Below are 16722 nucleotides of genomic sequence, written 5' to 3' on the forward strand. Positions count from 1 at the left end.
TCACCCGTAGGCCGGATAAGGTGTTTACACCGCCATCCGGCACTATCATCATTTCTTCATCTGCGACAAAATCATCCGACACTGATTCGCATCGCCTTCTGACGGGGAAATCAACGCCAGAAGCGCGGCGGCAGGCGTGACTAACGTCGCCAGCGCCGCAGCGACCGCGCCTCGCGCGATCAGCGGCCCGGCTTTCACCCCCGCCTGCGGGTTTTTAAACGACCCGCGCACATACAGCGGCGAACGCAGCGTAATAATGCGAATCCCTTTGCTCTCTGGATCGATGGTTAAATCCAGTTGCTCAGAGGCGAAACTCGCGGTTCCGGTGACGTTAACCAGCGCATTTTCCGTATCAAAAGCAAAGATTTGCGGGCGCGCAACGCCATTAACGATGTCAAGATTAGCCGCCGCGCAGTTGACCCGTACCTCATCGTCGCCAAATATCTGCCCGACAATAAAGTTGCCCACGTTCAGGCCGACAATCTCCATCAGGTTGCGGCTGATCACGCCATCGTTCATCAGCAGCTTCAGGTTGCCATTACTGTTACCTAACAGCGCCGCCACTGAATTGCCGCTTCCCCGGATATCCGCGTCACCGTTCATTTCGCCCAATGTTTTCTGCATCAGTTCGACATCCGGCATCAGCGCTTTCAGTTTAAGACGACGCGCCTGGATATTCGCCCTTCCCTGCATCGGCTTTTTATCCCCTTCCAGATGAATGCTGGAGACAATGCTGCCGCCTGCCAGGCCAAACTTCAGCGGCTGCAAACGTAAATCGGCATTTTTCAGGATGATATGGGTAGAGAGATCGCTGACCGGCAGGCTGCTGCCGTGCTCAATGCGCCCGCCCTTAAAGCGCACGTCGGCATCCATCACGTCCCATTTATCGGTTTCAAAGCGGTCATAAGGCAGCACTTTGTCGGCAGGCTGAATGCTCTTTTCGCCCTTGCTTTGCTCGGCGCGTTTCGACTGCTGCGCCCCCTTCCCGGAATCCACGCCGATCAGCGGCCCCAGGTCAGCCAGGCGAAGCTGGCGCGACTCCACATCCCCTTCCAGTTTGGGGCGCGGCTTGCCGGTGGTGTAAGTAAGAGAGCCGTGAATATCGCTGTCGCCGATGCGGCCATTAAAATTGCGGTAGTCAAAAACCGAGGATGTCTCCGTATCGATTTTCGCCACCAGGCGACCGTCCGTTTCAAACGGCGGCGTGTCCGGCAGCAGTACGCCGGTCAGGTCGTACAATTCGCCCAGCGAGTCGCCGGAAAACTTAAGCTGGAGATCGACGCCGCCCATGTTCAGCGGATCGTTGACCACCCCGGCAAAGGCCACGCGAGTATTGCCCGAGCGGAAATCAGCCTGCACCGGGAAAGGCGCGCCTTCGCTGCGTAACGCCAGCATACCGCCAATTTTGCCCGTGCCGGTCAGCGGTTCCCCGTTATAACGCCCCTGCGCCTTAAGGCCGAAAACATAATCCCCCACGTTGTTGTCGTTGTTGCTTTTGGCTCCCGTGACTTCGCTAAAAGGCAGTGGTTTACCCAACGGATCAACCAGGATCTCGATATCGGCTTTGCTGACCTTATCGTCAATGGCGATACGCCCCTGATCGAACAAAATCGTATCCAGACGGAACGACCAGGCGGACGGCTGCGCATTGGGATCGTTTTTCTCGTCAGCCGCAAGATTGAAGGTCCAGTTATTGTTTTTCTCCGAGAGGCGGATAAGGCGGGCGTCAGGCTTCACCAGTTTGATCCACGGCAGCCAGACGGTTTTGGTCAGCAACGCCAGCGGCGCCAGCGTGGCTTCAACGCGCGGGAGATGCACCATCGTGACTTCGGGGATATCCGGCGGATTGCCGAGGATAATGTCTTCGGCATGAACGTGCGGCCAGGGCACCCAGCTTCGCCAGCCGGTTTCCTGTTTTTGACGTTCCCACACCACGCCCAGATCGCCGCGAATGGCGAATGGCCGGTTGAGTTCTGTAGAGACTTTCTGGTTGATGGTCGGTTTGAGGCGATTCCAGTCAAATGTCGCAATCAGGACGATGAGTACGACGATCAACAGCAACAAAGTCCCTGATATGGCAGCGGTTATTTTGCCTGCTTTCGTCATGTTTTACTTCCTCACTTCTTTCCTTGCCAGTCCTAAAGATAGTCCAGCAGACGGAAAAGGGAGGCAGGCTGCGTCCTGGAATACCGCGTGAAAGACGCGCCATTCCGGGAAACAGCGGGTATTACAGCATCAGGATCACCTGTTCAAGGTTCTCCAGCGGAACAGGACGCGACAGAAAATACCCCTGCGCCGCGAAAGCGGGCGAACGTTGTACATCGCGCCACTCTTCCAGCGTTTCCACGCCTTCGACGATAACGCCTCGGCAATAGCGGTTCATCAGTTGCAGCAGCAGCGTAAAGAGGTTTCGCCCTTCCGGCGTCTGGCGCAGCATCACAAACAGATCCCGCGCCACTTTGATGTAGTCGTAACGCACTTCGCTCAGGGCAGAGAAATTCGCCATGCCGGTGCCGAAATCATCCAGCCAGAGCGGGCCGAATTCACACATTGAGGCGAACGAAGAGTCTTTCGGTAAACGAATATGTTCCACCAGTTCGAATCGCAGCCAGGGCAGGCGCTCAATCGTTTTCAATACCTCTGGCTGCTGACGCATCGCGATCAGCGTCGGGCCATCGACATTGACCGAGGCCAGCAGGTCATGACGCATGAAAAAATCGGCTTTCTGCTCCAGAAACTGGAGCTGTTCTTTCACCACATCCACGCGGTGTCTTACCGCCAGTTCGGCAAAATAGCGATCCGGGGCAACGCGCCGGGAAGGGTTATCCGGGTGTACCACAACCGTCAGCAGTTCCACGGCCATCAATCGCCCGTTGGTCTGGTAGATTGGCTGATAAGTGTAAGCACGTTCGCACTGCAACCAAAAGCGCCGCTCCTGCAAGCTTTCAATGCTTGCCTCAGGAATGCTTAGCTGCTGGATAACCTGCTTTATCATCTCAGATGTCCTGTTAATGAGAGTGTGACTGCCCGGACTCGTCAAAGGTTATCGGCGCTCTGGCAAAGAACTTTATGTTCAGCGTCCCGCAAAATAGAAACAGCATGACAAAAATCAACACAGAATACGCGTTGGCTCAAAAAAATAATGGAACGATGTTTTAATATAGTTGACCGCTGAATACACCACAGCGCACACTAACGCTAATTTTTTTCAGAGCAGGTTCACGACTATGTCCAAAAAGATTGCCGTGATTGGCGAATGCATGATTGAGCTGTCACAGAAAGGCGCAGACGTTCAGCGCGGTTTCGGTGGCGACACGTTGAATACATCCGTTTACATCGCCCGTCAGGTCGATTCTGCGGCCTTGTCCGTACACTACGTGACGGCGCTGGGCACTGACAGCTTCAGCCAGCAAATGCTGGATTCATGGCAAGGCGAAAATGTCGATACCTCCCTCACGCAGCGCATGGAAAACCGTCTACCGGGCCTCTATTACATCGAGACGGACAGCACTGGCGAACGCACTTTCTATTACTGGCGCAACGAGGCGGCAGCGAAATTCTGGCTGGAGAGCGAGCAGTCTGCGGCAATCTGCGAAGAGCTGGCGACCTTCGACTACCTCTACCTGAGCGGGATCAGCCTTGCCATTTTAAGCCCATCCAGCCGCGATAAATTACTGTCGCTGATGCGCGAATGCCGCGCCAACGGCGGGAAAGTCATTTTTGACAACAACTATCGTCCGCGCCTGTGGGCAAGCAAAGAAGAGACGCAGCAGGTATATCAGCAGATGCTGGAATGCACGGATATCGCGTTCCTGACGCTGGATGATGAAGACGCGTTGTGGGGTGAAAAGCCGGTTGCCGAGGTCATTGCCCGCACGCACGACGCAGGCGTCCAGGAAGTGGTGGTGAAACGCGGCGCAGATTCCTGCCTGGTTTCCATCAAAGGCGAAGAGGTGATTGACGTTCCGGCGGTGAAATTGCCAAAAGAGAAAGTGATCGACACCACCGCAGCGGGCGACTCCTTTAGCGCCGGGTATCTGGCAATACGTTTAACCGGCGGCGACGCTGCCGGGGCCGCACAGCGCGGGCACCTGACCGCCAGCACGGTCATTCAGCATCGCGGGGCGATTATCCCGCGCGATGCGATGCCGCAATAACCGCACTGTAGGCCGGATAAGCGTAGCGCCATCGGGCATGACATTCTCACCGGATGGCGGCGTGACCGCCTTATCCGGCCTACTGCTACTGCGCAGCCGGGATATCCGTGACTTCCGGGTGGACATCATCGGTTTCTGCGCTTGTTGCTGCTGCTGTCACTGGCGCCATGATTTGATCCCACGTTGCCTGTAGGTCCTTCATATTCAGCTCCGGTTCTCCCTTCGGCTGAAGCAGAATCAACGCCATATCTTGCGATAGCTGCTGACGCAGGTTTTGATTCAACATCTCAACGGTCAGGTTATTCAGGAAGTTCTGCCGTAAACGCTGGTACTGTTCCGGGGCAATATCGACCACCTGATTTTGCAACGAGCGCATCCGTTGGCTGATCAAGATATCGGTATCGGTACGCGCATAAGTGGCGAACAGCTTCTGCAACTCCAGATTCTTCTGCGCCACCAGCGCGTTAAACTCCTCTTCCGGCAAGCCGTTATCACGGACTTTCGCCAGTTCACGCGCCACCAGCCCCAGGTTCAGATTCAGCTTATCGCCGGGGGATTCAACGTTGATCGCGCACTGCGCACGCAGGAACAGCACCCGGCAGTCAAAGCCGAGACCAATCTCTTTAGCGTTGTTCTTGCTGAGCGCCTGCTGAACATGCCAGAACAGGGCTTCACGGGCTAAATCCGCCTGCCAGTAGCGCAGCAGCGCGGCGGACTCGCGAATGGGCTGCCACGGCGTATCCCACATGATGGAGAGACGATCCTGGCGCACGGCGTCAGTCATAATGCTGACCGCTTCGGCGCGCAGAGGGGAAAGCGTCGGCACCGGCGCAGGCGTTTCACGTTTGCCTTGCAACTCGCCGAAGGTTTTGTTGATCTGCTCAGAAACCGAACGCGCGTCCACGTTACCGACGATAATCAGCGTCATCGCGTCCGGGGTGTACCATTTCTGGTAAAACGCGTTAAGTTTCTCCACATCCACAGGCTGTTTCAGCGGCTCGGCCGGATCGTGGCCTAACAGCGCAGACCCTTTCAGACGATAGCGCCACCAGCCCTCTTTGGTGTCCATAGGCCAGGTGGCAACCATATCTTCACTATTGACTGCATGCGCAACCGTCTCTGGCGTGATGGACAGTTTGCCGGAGGTATGCGCCAGATAAGAGAGCGCCTCTTTTAGCAGATCGTTACGGGTGTTGGGCAGGCTGAGGTTATATAACGTGGAATCATAAGAAACGATAACGGGCGGCACAGGGCGTTTGGGGTCAAAGCCCTGCTGCCAGAGTGAACGTGCTTGCGCGGCGTCAAGGCCGCCGCTTTGCGTCAGCGCGATACGGGGAATGGCGTGGCTGAAACCGCTCTGTTGCGTACTTTCGGTGAGCGAACCGGTATTGACCAGCAGACGAACCTCAATACGATCGCTTGGGCGCTGCGGGGTAGCTAATACTTGCCACTGTAATCCATTTGCCAGCGTCCCCTGTTGCCATGCCGGGTCAGGCTGGAGCGCATCTGCCTGCACATAGCCGACAGTAGCCATCATCAGCAGACTGCCCGCTAAGAGTCGAATTTTTGTGCCCTGCATGTAAACCCCTGATCAACAATCCTGGTAATAAAAAGACAGCCTGGAAGGCTTATCTGAATATGACGTTAAAAACACTTCGTGTTAGACCGCGCGAACATAAAAATGTCACGCCAGAAGTGAAAAAATCCCGAAGCCACATGTTGAGTGATTCGGGTGCAGGGGTCAATTATGCGCAAACACCCGCAGTCCTGGAAGGGACTGCGGGCATAAGAGGTGAGATTAAGAGGATAATTCGTGCGTTTTGCCATCAGGCGCACGATTATTCAGCACATCATCCAGCTTTTTGTGGTCCAGTTCTTTCACCCACTTCGCCACAACGACCGTTGCCACGCCGTTACCGACCAGGTTGGTCAGCGCGCGGGCTTCAGACATAAAGCGGTCGATACCGAGGATCAGCGCCAGACCCGCAACCGGTAAGTGGCCCACCGCAGAGATCGTCGCAGCCAGCACGATAAATCCGCTCCCCGTTACCCCGGCCGCCCCTTTCGAGGAGAGCAGCAGCACCACCAGCAGAGTTACCTGATGGAAGATATCCATATGACTGTTGGTCGCCTGGGCGATAAACACCGCCGCCATCGTCAGATAGATCGAGGTTCCGTCCAGGTTAAACGAGTAGCCTGTGGGAATAACCAGCCCCACCACCGACTTACGGCAGCCCAGCTTTTCCATCTTATCCAGCATACGCGGCAGCACGGATTCGGAGGAGGACGTCCCCAGCACAATCAGCAGTTCTTCACGGATGTAGCGGATAAATTTAAAAATGCTGAAGCCAGCTGCGCGGGCAATCGAGCCAAGCACCACCACCACGAACAGAATACAGGTGATGTAGAAGCAGACAATCAGCTGCCCCAACTGCACCAGCGTACCCACGCCGTATTTACCGATAGTAAAGGCCATCGCACCGAAAGCACCGATAGGCGCCAGGCGCATGATCATGTTGATGATGCCGAAAATGACCTGCGAGAAGCTTTCAATCACGTTGAAAATCAGCTGGCCTTTGCTGCCCAGACGATGCAGCGCAAAGCCGAACATCACCGCAAACAGCAGAACCTGTAGGATATTACCGCTGGCGAACGCGCCGATGACGCTGCCCGGGATGATATCCATCAGGAAGCCCACGATTCCCTGGTCTTTTGCTTGTTCGGCGTAGATCGCCACCGCTTTAGCATCCAGCGTCGCCGGATCGACGTTCATCCCGGAGCCAGGCTGAACGACATTGACGATAATGAGACCAATGATCAGCGCAATCGTACTGACAATCTCAAAGTAAAGCAGCGCAACCGCACCGGTGCGGCCCACCGCTTTCATGCTTTCCATACCTGCAATGCCGGTAACGACAGTACAGAAGATAACCGGTGCGATGACCATCTTAATCAGCTTAACGAACGCGTCGCCAAGCGGTTTCATTTGTGCGCCTAATTCAGGGTAGTAATGGCCAAGGAGGATACCAATGGCAATTGCTGTCAGGACCTGAAAGTAAAGGCTTTTGAACAGAGAGGTTTTCATAGGGTGTCCTTGAAGTAAAAACCACAGGTCTTGTAAGGTTATGGTTAACCTGCGGCCTTAAAATAACACCCACACAACATGACAGAAATGCACCTGGATCATAATTGAAACAAAAATGTTAAAAACTTTGAGCTGGCTCGCACAAGTCTGACCTTTTTTAAGTTTTGTAATCAGGCTGCGCGTTCTTCAGGTAACGTTCTTCAAACACATCCGGCGGAACCGCGCGGGCAAACAAGAAACCTTGCGCCACGTCCACCCCTGCCTGCGCCAGCCAGTCGCGCTGCGCTTCGGTCTCCACGCCTTCCGCAATCATTTTCAGGTTAAGGCTGCGCGCCATCAGGATAATCGCCGTAACCATGCTGTCATCCTCCGGCAATCCCTCAACAAACATTTTGTCGATTTTTAGTATATCGACCGGCAGCGATTTCATGTGCTGAAGCTGACGCAACCCTGCGTATCCCATACCAAAGTCATCCAGCGCGATGCGTACGCCCGCGCTGCGCAGCGGGCGCAGGATGGCGACGGCGGCATGCGGGTCGTCGATGCGTCGGCTTTCCGTTACTTCCAGAATCAATGTATCCGGCTGAATACGATAGCGGCTTAGCAGCTCCAGCAGATCCGACACCATATTCGGGTGCATGAGCTGCAATGCGGAAAGATTCACCGAGAGCGGCATCATCACGCCACGCTCCTGCCAGGCGGAAAGCTGGCGACAGGACTCTTCCAGCACCCAGTACCCGACCGTCACCATCAGACCGCAGGATTCGATACGGTCAATTAACCCTTCCGGGAGTTCCCAACTGCCATCCGGCTGCTGCACGCGTAATAATGCTTCTGCGCTCAGTACCTTACCGCTGGACATCTCCACCTGCGGTTGCAGCCAGATAGCGAACTGGTGGTTATCCAGCGCGTTGAGAATATCGCTCTCTTCCGTCAATCTCTGCTGCGCGGCTTCCATCTGCGCCGGGTCAAAGAACTGAATCTGATTTTTACCTTTGCGGCGGGCGGTAAAGGCGGCGGAGACGGCGCGACCATAAAGCGCCTCGGCCGTCAGGTCGCCGTAAAACATCGCCACCCCAATGCTGCAACTGGGGCGCAGCTGGATGCTTTCGATCGGCAGCCGTTCATTAATGACAGTGAGCACTTGCTGACCTAACGTAATCGCGTGCCACGGTTCTTTTACGCCGTGCGCGATGATGGCGAAATCAAAGCCGCTTACCTGCGTCAGCACCATTCGCGGCGCCAGTACCGATTTCAGTTTTTCCACCAGCGTAAGCAACAGGATTTCCCGCTGCGTCTCTTTGAGCACGCCTGCGGTATCGCGCAGCGTTTCACAGGTGACAATCATTAACGCCGTCGTCTGCTGACGCGTCACAACCTGTTCCAGAAGCCCCATCAGAAAAGCCTTGTTGGGAAGCTCGGAAACCGGAAAGCGCATCGCATGATCGTTTTGCTCAATGCTGTGACGCTGGGCAATCTGCTGATTCAGGTTGTAGCTACGCACCAGCATACCGATCTCATCGTCATGATGCAGACGCGGCAGCGCCAGCTGATGGCCTGTCAGCTCTTGCGGCGGGATATCGTTAAGCTCCCGGGCGATTTTGCGTAGAGGATGCACAATCAGGCGGTTCATACACCAGGTTATCGCCACCGTCAGCATCAGCGATAAAAGTAAGTAAATGGTCACTAACGTCGAGAGCGTGCTCATCACGAACTTATACATGCGGAACGAGTCCGCCTGGAGCACCAGATACGCCAACGGCTGTGGGTTGGCTGGCCGCTCAAGGGAATAGACCGGCAGCGAGATCTGCACCGGCAGTTCAAACAGACGCGTCACCGTCACCGGGACGGAGCGCTCAGGAATAAAACTCATTCGTAGCGCCTGGAATTGGTTCGGCAGCACCACGTCGGCGCGGCTGACCACGCCCGCTGGCTGAATGCGCGCCAGGATGGTTTCCGCTTCAGGGATATCCGCTTTCAGGATTGCGGCGGACAGCGGTTCGCGGACAGAACGGGCGATACTTTCCAGTTGCGTAGCCGTGTTATAGCGGTTCTGCTGTACTAAATGAAACAGCAAAACGGTGCAAAAAATAAATACAAACACCAGGACAACGGCCGCAACCATTGCCATCTGCTTAATTGTTAACGAGCGGCTGACGCGCAAATTGACTCTCCATGACTATCCCCAGGCTGCCGCCAGAGTATACCCGATCGCGCAGACATAAAGAGAGGCCGTATCTGAAAAGGACTTTTCCGAATCATCAGTGCCGGATGGCGGCGTAACCGCCTTATCCGGCCTACAGAAAGCGCACACTGCCGGATGGCGGCGTGGCCGCCTTATCCGGCCTACGAAAGAGCGCATTGCCGGATGACGGCGTAACCGCAAGCGCGCGTTGTAGGCCTGATAAGACGCGAATGCGTCGCCATCAGGCGTTCGGCGCTTACCAGTCCGCGTACGGCACCAGCGGCTGCGGCGGTAAATCCATATCGCCCTGCCATCCCGCAGCGGAATAACGCACATACAGCAGGAAATGGCTCGGCGTATAATCCTTCGCTTCCTGAATATCAATTGCCGTTCCGAGGAACCAGTTAGACGTCACCCGTCGCTCGATCAGCGCCCGCGCCGTATAACCAAAGCCCTGACTGCTGCCGCCGCCATTCGTCTGCGTGGCCGCCTCTTCGCGGTAATCCGTCGGGATCAGATTCATCAGCGGATAACGCGGCATGGTTTTGGTGCGTGAATGCGACCAGGATACCGAACCGCCCAGCTCCCACGACCAGTTTTCCGTACGCTGCCGCCACATCACCGGCACGGCGAACGACACATACTCCTGCGGACTGTAATAACCGCCATGCCCCAGCGAATACCCGCTCAGGTCTTTGTCGTAGTGCCAGATCATATTGTTCAGGCCGACGGTGACGCGACGGTTATTCTCATTGATGATTTTATAGTAATAGCCCGTCATCCAGCGCACGCGCCAGTTATCCGCGACGTTCTTACCGGTCAGTTGATCGCCGCTCAGCGAAGCCCAGACGCCGTTGGCTTCACCTTTGTCATAGCTCAGGCTCACACCGCCGCCGTCCGCACGCACGCCGCCCCATTTTGTGCCCGTGTTGCTCGGCGCGTCTTTCTGCCCGCCGAAGGCCAGCAGAGAGCTGGAGATTGGCCGACGGTGCGCGTTCAGCGTATAGCCCAGCGGCCCGATATCATTGCTGTAGCTCACGCCGCCAACCACATCGACAACGTTAAAGCCCATCGGCGTAGTCCCGATATCCCAGCTCCAGGTCTTGTTTTTCCAGCCGACCGCCACGCTCGTGCCGGTATCAGACTGGCTGCGGTTGCCGCTACAGTCATGCAGCGTACAGGTGCCCCAGTTCTTGTCCCAGGTGCCGTCCGCATGGGTCGAGAAACTGCCGACATCCACGTTCACCAGGTCAGCACGGAAGAACATCCGGCCATCTGACAACGGCGCGTCAACCTGGAACATGGTGGTATGCGCTTTCAGATCGGAGTAGCCGCCGGTGCCGCTCGATCCCCAGTAATCATGCTCCAGCGTAACGTTCAGATCCTGCTGTCGGTATAAATCCGCCGCATCGCTGCGCACGCCGCGTTTTAACCAGTCATCTTTCGCGTCATTACGGGTCAGGCGAGTAAAGGTGTCATTATCCTGCGGGCGGGTCGGCGTAATGCCGGAAGCCACCATCGCGTCTTTGTACGTCTCAAGCGCCTGCTGCGGTTCGCCGTTTTGCGCCTGAAAGCCCGCCGCGTCGCGCAGCACCATCGCAGTTTCCATAGAAGGCGGCTGTGACTTCGCCTGCGGCACAATCGTGTTGAAGGTCTGCTGCGCCGCGACGGTATCGCCCAGTTGCGCCTGGGCCCGCGCCATACGGCGCTGCATATTGATGGACAGCGGCTCCCCGGTCGCCGGGGCGGGAAGTTTCGCCAGCTCCGCCCGCGCCGCCGCGTTATCACCCTGCGCAATATAGACTTCCGTCAGGCCAAGTCGGGCATCGACATTACCCGGCTCCCGCGCCAGAACCGCATCATAGGCGGCGCGCGCCGAAGAATAATCGCGCCGCTGCTGCGCCCAGTCGGCAAGGGTTAAATCAATGCGCGTAGAGGCGGGCTGTTGGCGAAGCAGCGTTTCCGCTTCCCGCTCTTTGCCGCTATCACGCAGGCGGCTGGCGGTTTCCAGCACCTGATTATTTTGCAGCCTGTCCGCCAGTTCCTGAATGTTACTGTTCCACTGGCTACGCGGCAGATTATTGATATGCGCCATCGCCGCGCGATCCTGATCGTTGCCCGCGAGGTACAGCCCATAGGCATACACCTGATCCGGGTCGTTCGGTTTCTGACGCGCCAGTGCGCGCATGTGCGCATCGGCCTGGCTGCGCTGCCCGGCGTTCCACAGATCGCGGGACAAACGATACGTTACCCAGACGCTGCCGGGGTCCAGCGCCAGCCTGCGACGATGCAGTTCCGCCGCCTGCGCCCAGTTCCCCTGGTTTTCCAGCGCTTCGGCCTGCTGCGCCAGCTGGTCGTTTTCAAGGCTACGCTCAATATCATCAATACTTTGCCGCTGACGACTGGAGAGCGACGCGATAAACGCCGAGGCTTTCTCCGGGGACTGCTGACGATAGATATTCGCCAGGCCGCGCACGGCGTTGCTGTTGCCGCTGTCCATTCGCAGCGTCTGCTGATAGTAGCGCTCGGCGGCGGGATAATCTTTACGCGCCACCGCCACGTCGCCCAGCCCCAGCACGGCATAGCTGTCGGTATTGTCGATGCTCCTGGCCTGCCGGTAGAGGCGTTCCGCCTGGTCCGGGTTATTCGCTTTCAGCGCGGCGTCGCCCTGCTGAATCGCCAGCCAGTAGCGGTTTACCTTCAGCAGGCTTTCCCATTTACCGCGACTGCTGCTGTTCGGGTCCATCGCAAGCGCTTTCTGGAACTGCGCCACCGCGCGGGCACGATCGCCACGCTGCGAATAGGCCTGCCCCAGCGCGCCGACGGCTTCGCTGTCACGGTGATCCGCGCTTACCGCCTGCTGCAATTCCGTTACGGCTTTGCCGCCCTGTCCGGCTTCCACCGCCGCCAGGCCTTGCGCTCTGGCTCTGAACGCCGGGTCGGAAAGCTGTTGCTGCTGTTCACTCAACTTGCTGCGCGCGGCATTGACGCTGTCGCCTTCGCTAAACACCGTCAGGTATTTTTGCAGCGCTTTTACGCTGGCGTCGCTGGCAGGCAGATCTTTAATCTGCTGATACCAGAGAGCGGAAGCCGTCGTGCGCCCGGCGCTGGAATTCGCCATCTGCTCTAATACGGCAAATCCCTCATCGCGTCGCCCGCCGTCAAACAGCAACTGCGCCAGCGTGTTTTGCAGGGCGGTATTGCCCGGCGTACTGGCGTTAATTCTTTTAAGCTGATTAATCGCCTCGTTACGTCTCGCGGGAGATTTTGCCACCGTCGTCCAGTATTCCACCGCCAGATCGCCTTGCGGCGGATGACCTTTAAACAGCGCGTCGTAAGCGGCAATCGCTTCTTCGGTATGACCGGTGGTCGCCTGTAAACGCGCCTCCTGCAAGGACTGGCGCCCTTCCGGCGTGGAAAGCATCATCGTCGTGCGGGAGGACTGATACGCGCTGGAACTCGGCGCTAACTGGGAAAGCCTGTCGAGCTGTTTCTGCGCCCCGTCATTGTCGCCCTGGCGCAGCAGGTAGCGAAACCGGGCGGCGACCACTTCCGGGTTGTTCGGGTCGATCAGTTCCAGGCGATAAAGCGACTGGCGCACCAAATCCTCACGGTGCGAGGCTTCGCCTAACCGAACCTGTTGCAGCAACTGCTGTTGCGCGGAAGGCGCCGCCTCGGCGAACGGCATCCAGGCGATGCCGAGCGTCAGGCCGAGCACGGCCCGATGGCGATGCTTTAGCGTCTTATCCGGCCTACAATCAGCGGCATCCCGTAGGCCGGATAAGGCGTTACCGCCACCCGGCAAAAGGAGATGGATGAGACTTAATTTGAACTTGCGCATTCCTGGCCCCAGTCAGGTAGTAATTCACCTTTAGCGGTGAAGCGAAAACGATGCTGATCCCATCCTTGTCCGAAAAGCGTTAGCACATAGCTATAGTAGGCATCGCTACCGGGAAAATTGTCCGCCACGCGCTGTCGCTGCACCGCCTGAGCATCACGGTTTTGCAGGAAAGGCAATAAAGAAGCCGAAAAGCCCACCGGCCCGTCGCCCTGGGCTTTACCACTGGCGACATCCACCTTCTCTGGCGGAACGCCGTTTTTTGTCGTCAGCGTCGCCATCGGTTTCAGGCGCGTCAGCAGCCGCGCTTTTTGCGGATCGCCGTCGTGCATCATCCCCGCCCATAAATAAACGCGGATGGCATCGTAACTGCTGACCAGCGTTTTTTCCGGTTTCAGCTGCCAGCCTTTGTCTTTTTCATAGCGCACCCAGTCCGGCGAGAACCCTTTCGGGGCGGTTTCCATCAGCAAACGCATATTGGTTTCACGCAGCGTGGTCCAGGGCGCGCCAAAGCGGGTAAAATATTGCGCCAGCTGCGGGGGTAAATAGCTCGGGTTAAAGCGCCAGCGCGTCTTTTCCGCAAAACCCACGTTCCCCGGCAGCAGCATTGAACCCAGCCCCGGCACCGTTACCACCTCTTCACGCGCAATGCGTTTTAGCAGCGCGGCGCCAGTGTCGGTATAGCGCGACGTTTTCCATAAGCGCCCGGCTTCCAGCAGCGACCAGGCCATCCAGATATCGCCGTCGGAAGCGGAGTTTGCATCCAGCACCTCCCAGGTCGAGGGGTCTTTCTGCCCCCACAACCAGGCAGGCAGATGCGCCTGTAAGGAACCCTGCGCCAGGTTGTTTTGCGTCCAGTCGAGGATCAGGTCAAATGCCGGCCGATCGTTGGCGGCGAGGGCAAAGAACAGCGCATAGCTTTGCCCTTCCGACGTCGTGATTTTGCGCGCGTCGCTGGGGTCAATCACCCGTCCTTCCTGACTGATATAGTCCTTTTTGAACTGTATCCATGCCGGCCACGTACAGGCCGCCTGCACGCTGACGGTCGCCAGCATCAGGGCAGTTAACATCCATCCACGCAGCGCGTTCATCATCGATTACTCGTTATCGGGATCGAGTCGACGACGGCTGATAATGCGCAGCAGACGCCACAGAACCCAGGCCAACAGCACGACGCTAACCGCCGCCAGTACCGCCAGCAGCACCGGATGATTCGATAACGCGTACCAGAGGCGTTCGAACCACGGTAAATGCCCTACGTAGTAAATATCGCCCACCCGCAGGCTGTTGACGCCAGACTCGCGGATCACCGACACGGAGCCAAACATGGCGGCGCGTTTTCCGCTGTCGTTCATCGCTTCGGTCAGCAGTTCATACCCGCGCGGGCTGTCTGCCAGCAGCGCCACCACGCTACGCTGGTCGTTGAACGGCGACTGGAAGCCCACTACCGCCGCCATCGCGCCAGCAGAAGTGATGGTGGATTTCGCATCCGGCGCGCGGTCGGCCTCATCCGGCATGATGCTCGGGAAGGTCGTCTGGCGCATCGGCGTGTTCACCCAGCTTTGCGTCGCCTGTACCAGCAGGTCGATGCGTTTGTCATCTTTCAGTGCGTCGGGGATTGTCCCGATCACCATAATATCCGCGTCTTTACCCTGAATCTGGCGGCTATCGTCGGTGATATTCAGGTTAATCGACGGGAAACCGGTCTGCGCGCCAATCGTTCCGGTCACATCCAGCAGCGTTTCCATCTGCGCTTCGTTCGGGTTTTTCGGCATCACGGCAATGGTTTCTGAAAGGTCAGCCATCCGGCTGAACGGGAAGCCCGCATTGGCGAAGGCACGCAGATCCGGCATCGCGATAAAGTGATAATATTTCGAGAAATCAATGGTGGAGTCGTCGCCAATCACCACATGGTTTTGTACCGGCTGGAACGTCACGCAATTATCCACCGAGCCGCCCGGCATCGGGTTCATGTACTGGAAGTCAAAGCGCAGCTGGTTCATCGCCCCCAGCTTCAGCGCCGGGATCGACACGTCCGTTTTACCGTCAATCAGCCCCTGCAATACCGGCAAACGCAGCAGCAGGCGATTGCTTTCCTGGGTGCTGTTCAGGCTGAACGCTTGCAGGAACTGATCGTTCAGGCTGATATCCATACGCGAGCTGTCTTTGCTCGGCGGCGTGGTGTAACGGTAGTTGAGGTTCATATCAATACCGTTGCTGCGCAGCAGATAGAGATCCGGCGGCAGATTCAGCGACAGCGAAATCGCCGCAGGTTCCAGCCCGGTGGACTGGAGCTGCTCTTTATAGGTTTTCAGCTCGCCGAACGTCACCGCACGGTCAGTACGTACCCAGTTCGGCGCATCATAAGGTTTACGCGCCAGCAGAGGCTTCACCTCATCCACCACCACGCTGTCGCCACGGAACAGGATATTCCCTTGCGCAATGCCTTTCGCCGCCTGCAACAGATCGTTATCGTCGCGGCCAAAGACCACCAGCAGCTTCACATATGGGTTGTCCGGGTGGCTGATCATCTCAATCACCGGCGCTTTTACCGGCGGATGATCGCGCAGGAAATCAGGGCGCTTATCGTTCGTGGCAAAGACGATGGCATTACGATCCGGCAGCGTGTTGTACATCACCGGGAAATGCTGGCCGCGCCAGCCTGCGCGCGAACCGAACCATGAAGAGACAATGGATGCCGCCTGCTGCTGCATCAAATCCGGCGAACCGGCAAAGACCACAGGCAGCGTAACCTGGCGGTTGTCCCGCGGATCGAAGAACGGCACCGGGAAGTGCGACAGATCGTTTTTCACCGGCAGGGTCTGGTACGTCAGATCCAGCACGCTGCTGCGGCCAACATCCAGCCAGAGCGTACTGCTGGCCGGGTTTTCGCAGACATCGCGATAGTGCCCGACGAACTCCAGCCGCACGCGGTTAAAATCGGTGATAAAGAGCGGGTTGATCGGCATCTGGGCCAGCGTCTTTTTGCCCAGTTGCTCTTTCGTGACCGGCAACACGCCCATCAGCTCATCATTGAGGTAGACCTTCAGCTGCGACTGGATCGGCAGCAACGACGGCGACGGGGTGTATTCCAGGTTCAGCATCGCTTTCGACACCACCTCATCGCTGCGCATACCGAACTCAATGCTGCCATTCGGGTTCACGCCACGCAGCACCATGCTGCCCGGCGGCGGCGCGATTTGCGCGAAGGTCAGCTTCACATCGCGGGAAGGCCCGTTTTGCGCCACCACGGGCGCATCGGCGCCTGGTACGCCCGGCATTACCTGGCCGACCGGCTGTTCCGCCGTTTCTGGCGCAGGCGCTGTCGGCGTTTGCGCTGGCTCAGCATTGATCAATGGTTGCGTTGCAGGCGTCGCATTCGTCATGAAAGTGGGGAAAGCGCTTATCCCCATAGCCACTGCATAAACCCAGGAAAGTTTTCTTTTCATCGCGTTAT

The 16722-nt window shown here is 57.3% G+C and carries 9 protein-coding genes; 1 reads left to right on the forward strand and 8 read right to left on the reverse strand.

What is annotated here, in order from left to right:
- Positions 1 to 48: 48 nt before the first annotated feature.
- The gene (locus tag OGX81_RS13530) at positions 49 to 2106 is read right to left on the reverse strand and encodes an AsmA family protein (protein WP_104868061.1); all 2058 of its coding nucleotides are present in this window, start codon (positions 2104 to 2106) and stop codon (positions 49 to 51) included.
- A gap of 121 nt (positions 2107 to 2227) precedes the next feature.
- Positions 2228 to 2995: a cyclic-guanylate-specific phosphodiesterase gene (pdeH, locus tag OGX81_RS13535; RefSeq protein ID WP_012135651.1), complete on the reverse strand. Its 768-nt coding sequence runs from the start codon at positions 2993 to 2995 to the stop codon at positions 2228 to 2230.
- 232 nt (positions 2996 to 3227) lie between these two features.
- On the opposite strand from pdeH, the gene kdgK reads away from it, so the two are divergent.
- On the forward strand, positions 3228 to 4157 hold the full coding sequence (gene kdgK, locus OGX81_RS13540; protein WP_049011537.1) for a 2-dehydro-3-deoxygluconokinase: 930 nt from the start codon (positions 3228 to 3230) through the stop codon (positions 4155 to 4157).
- A gap of 85 nt (positions 4158 to 4242) precedes the next feature.
- On the opposite strand, the gene OGX81_RS13545 is transcribed toward kdgK, so the two are convergent.
- From OGX81_RS13545 to bcsB, 6 genes are all read right to left on the reverse strand, one after another.
- The gene (locus OGX81_RS13545) at positions 4243 to 5736 is read right to left on the reverse strand and encodes a M16 family metallopeptidase (protein ID WP_047460417.1); all 1494 of its coding nucleotides are present in this window, start codon (positions 5734 to 5736) and stop codon (positions 4243 to 4245) included.
- A gap of 219 nt (positions 5737 to 5955) precedes the next feature.
- Positions 5956 to 7242: a C4-dicarboxylate transporter DctC gene (gene dctA / locus OGX81_RS13550; protein ID WP_012135654.1), complete on the reverse strand. Its 1287-nt coding sequence runs from the start codon at positions 7240 to 7242 to the stop codon at positions 5956 to 5958.
- Between the two features lie 157 nt (positions 7243 to 7399).
- On the reverse strand, positions 7400 to 9406 hold the full coding sequence (hmsP, locus tag OGX81_RS13555) for a biofilm formation regulator HmsP (protein ID WP_024131042.1): 2007 nt from the start codon (positions 9404 to 9406) through the stop codon (positions 7400 to 7402).
- A 277-nt stretch (positions 9407 to 9683) separates the two neighbouring features.
- Positions 9684 to 13268, reverse strand: a complete 3585-nt coding sequence (bcsC, locus tag OGX81_RS13560) for a cellulose synthase complex outer membrane protein BcsC (RefSeq protein WP_104868059.1) — start codon at positions 13266 to 13268, stop codon at positions 9684 to 9686.
- On the reverse strand, positions 13250 to 14359 hold the full coding sequence (gene bcsZ, locus OGX81_RS13565; RefSeq protein ID WP_080750344.1) for a cellulose synthase complex periplasmic endoglucanase BcsZ: 1110 nt from the start codon (positions 14357 to 14359) through the stop codon (positions 13250 to 13252). The genes bcsC and bcsZ overlap by 19 nt, the downstream gene beginning before the upstream one ends.
- 3 nt (positions 14360 to 14362) lie before the next feature.
- Positions 14363 to 16714, reverse strand: coding sequence for a cellulose biosynthesis cyclic di-GMP-binding regulatory protein BcsB (bcsB, locus tag OGX81_RS13570; protein WP_104868058.1), 2352 nt, complete (start codon positions 16712 to 16714; stop codon positions 14363 to 14365).
- Between the last annotated feature and the right edge of the window lie 8 nt (positions 16715 to 16722).

It is taken from the genome of Citrobacter sp. CK206, assembly GCF_030333125.1.
Taxonomy (GTDB): Bacteria; Pseudomonadota; Gammaproteobacteria; order Enterobacterales; family Enterobacteriaceae; genus Citrobacter_B; species Citrobacter_B koseri.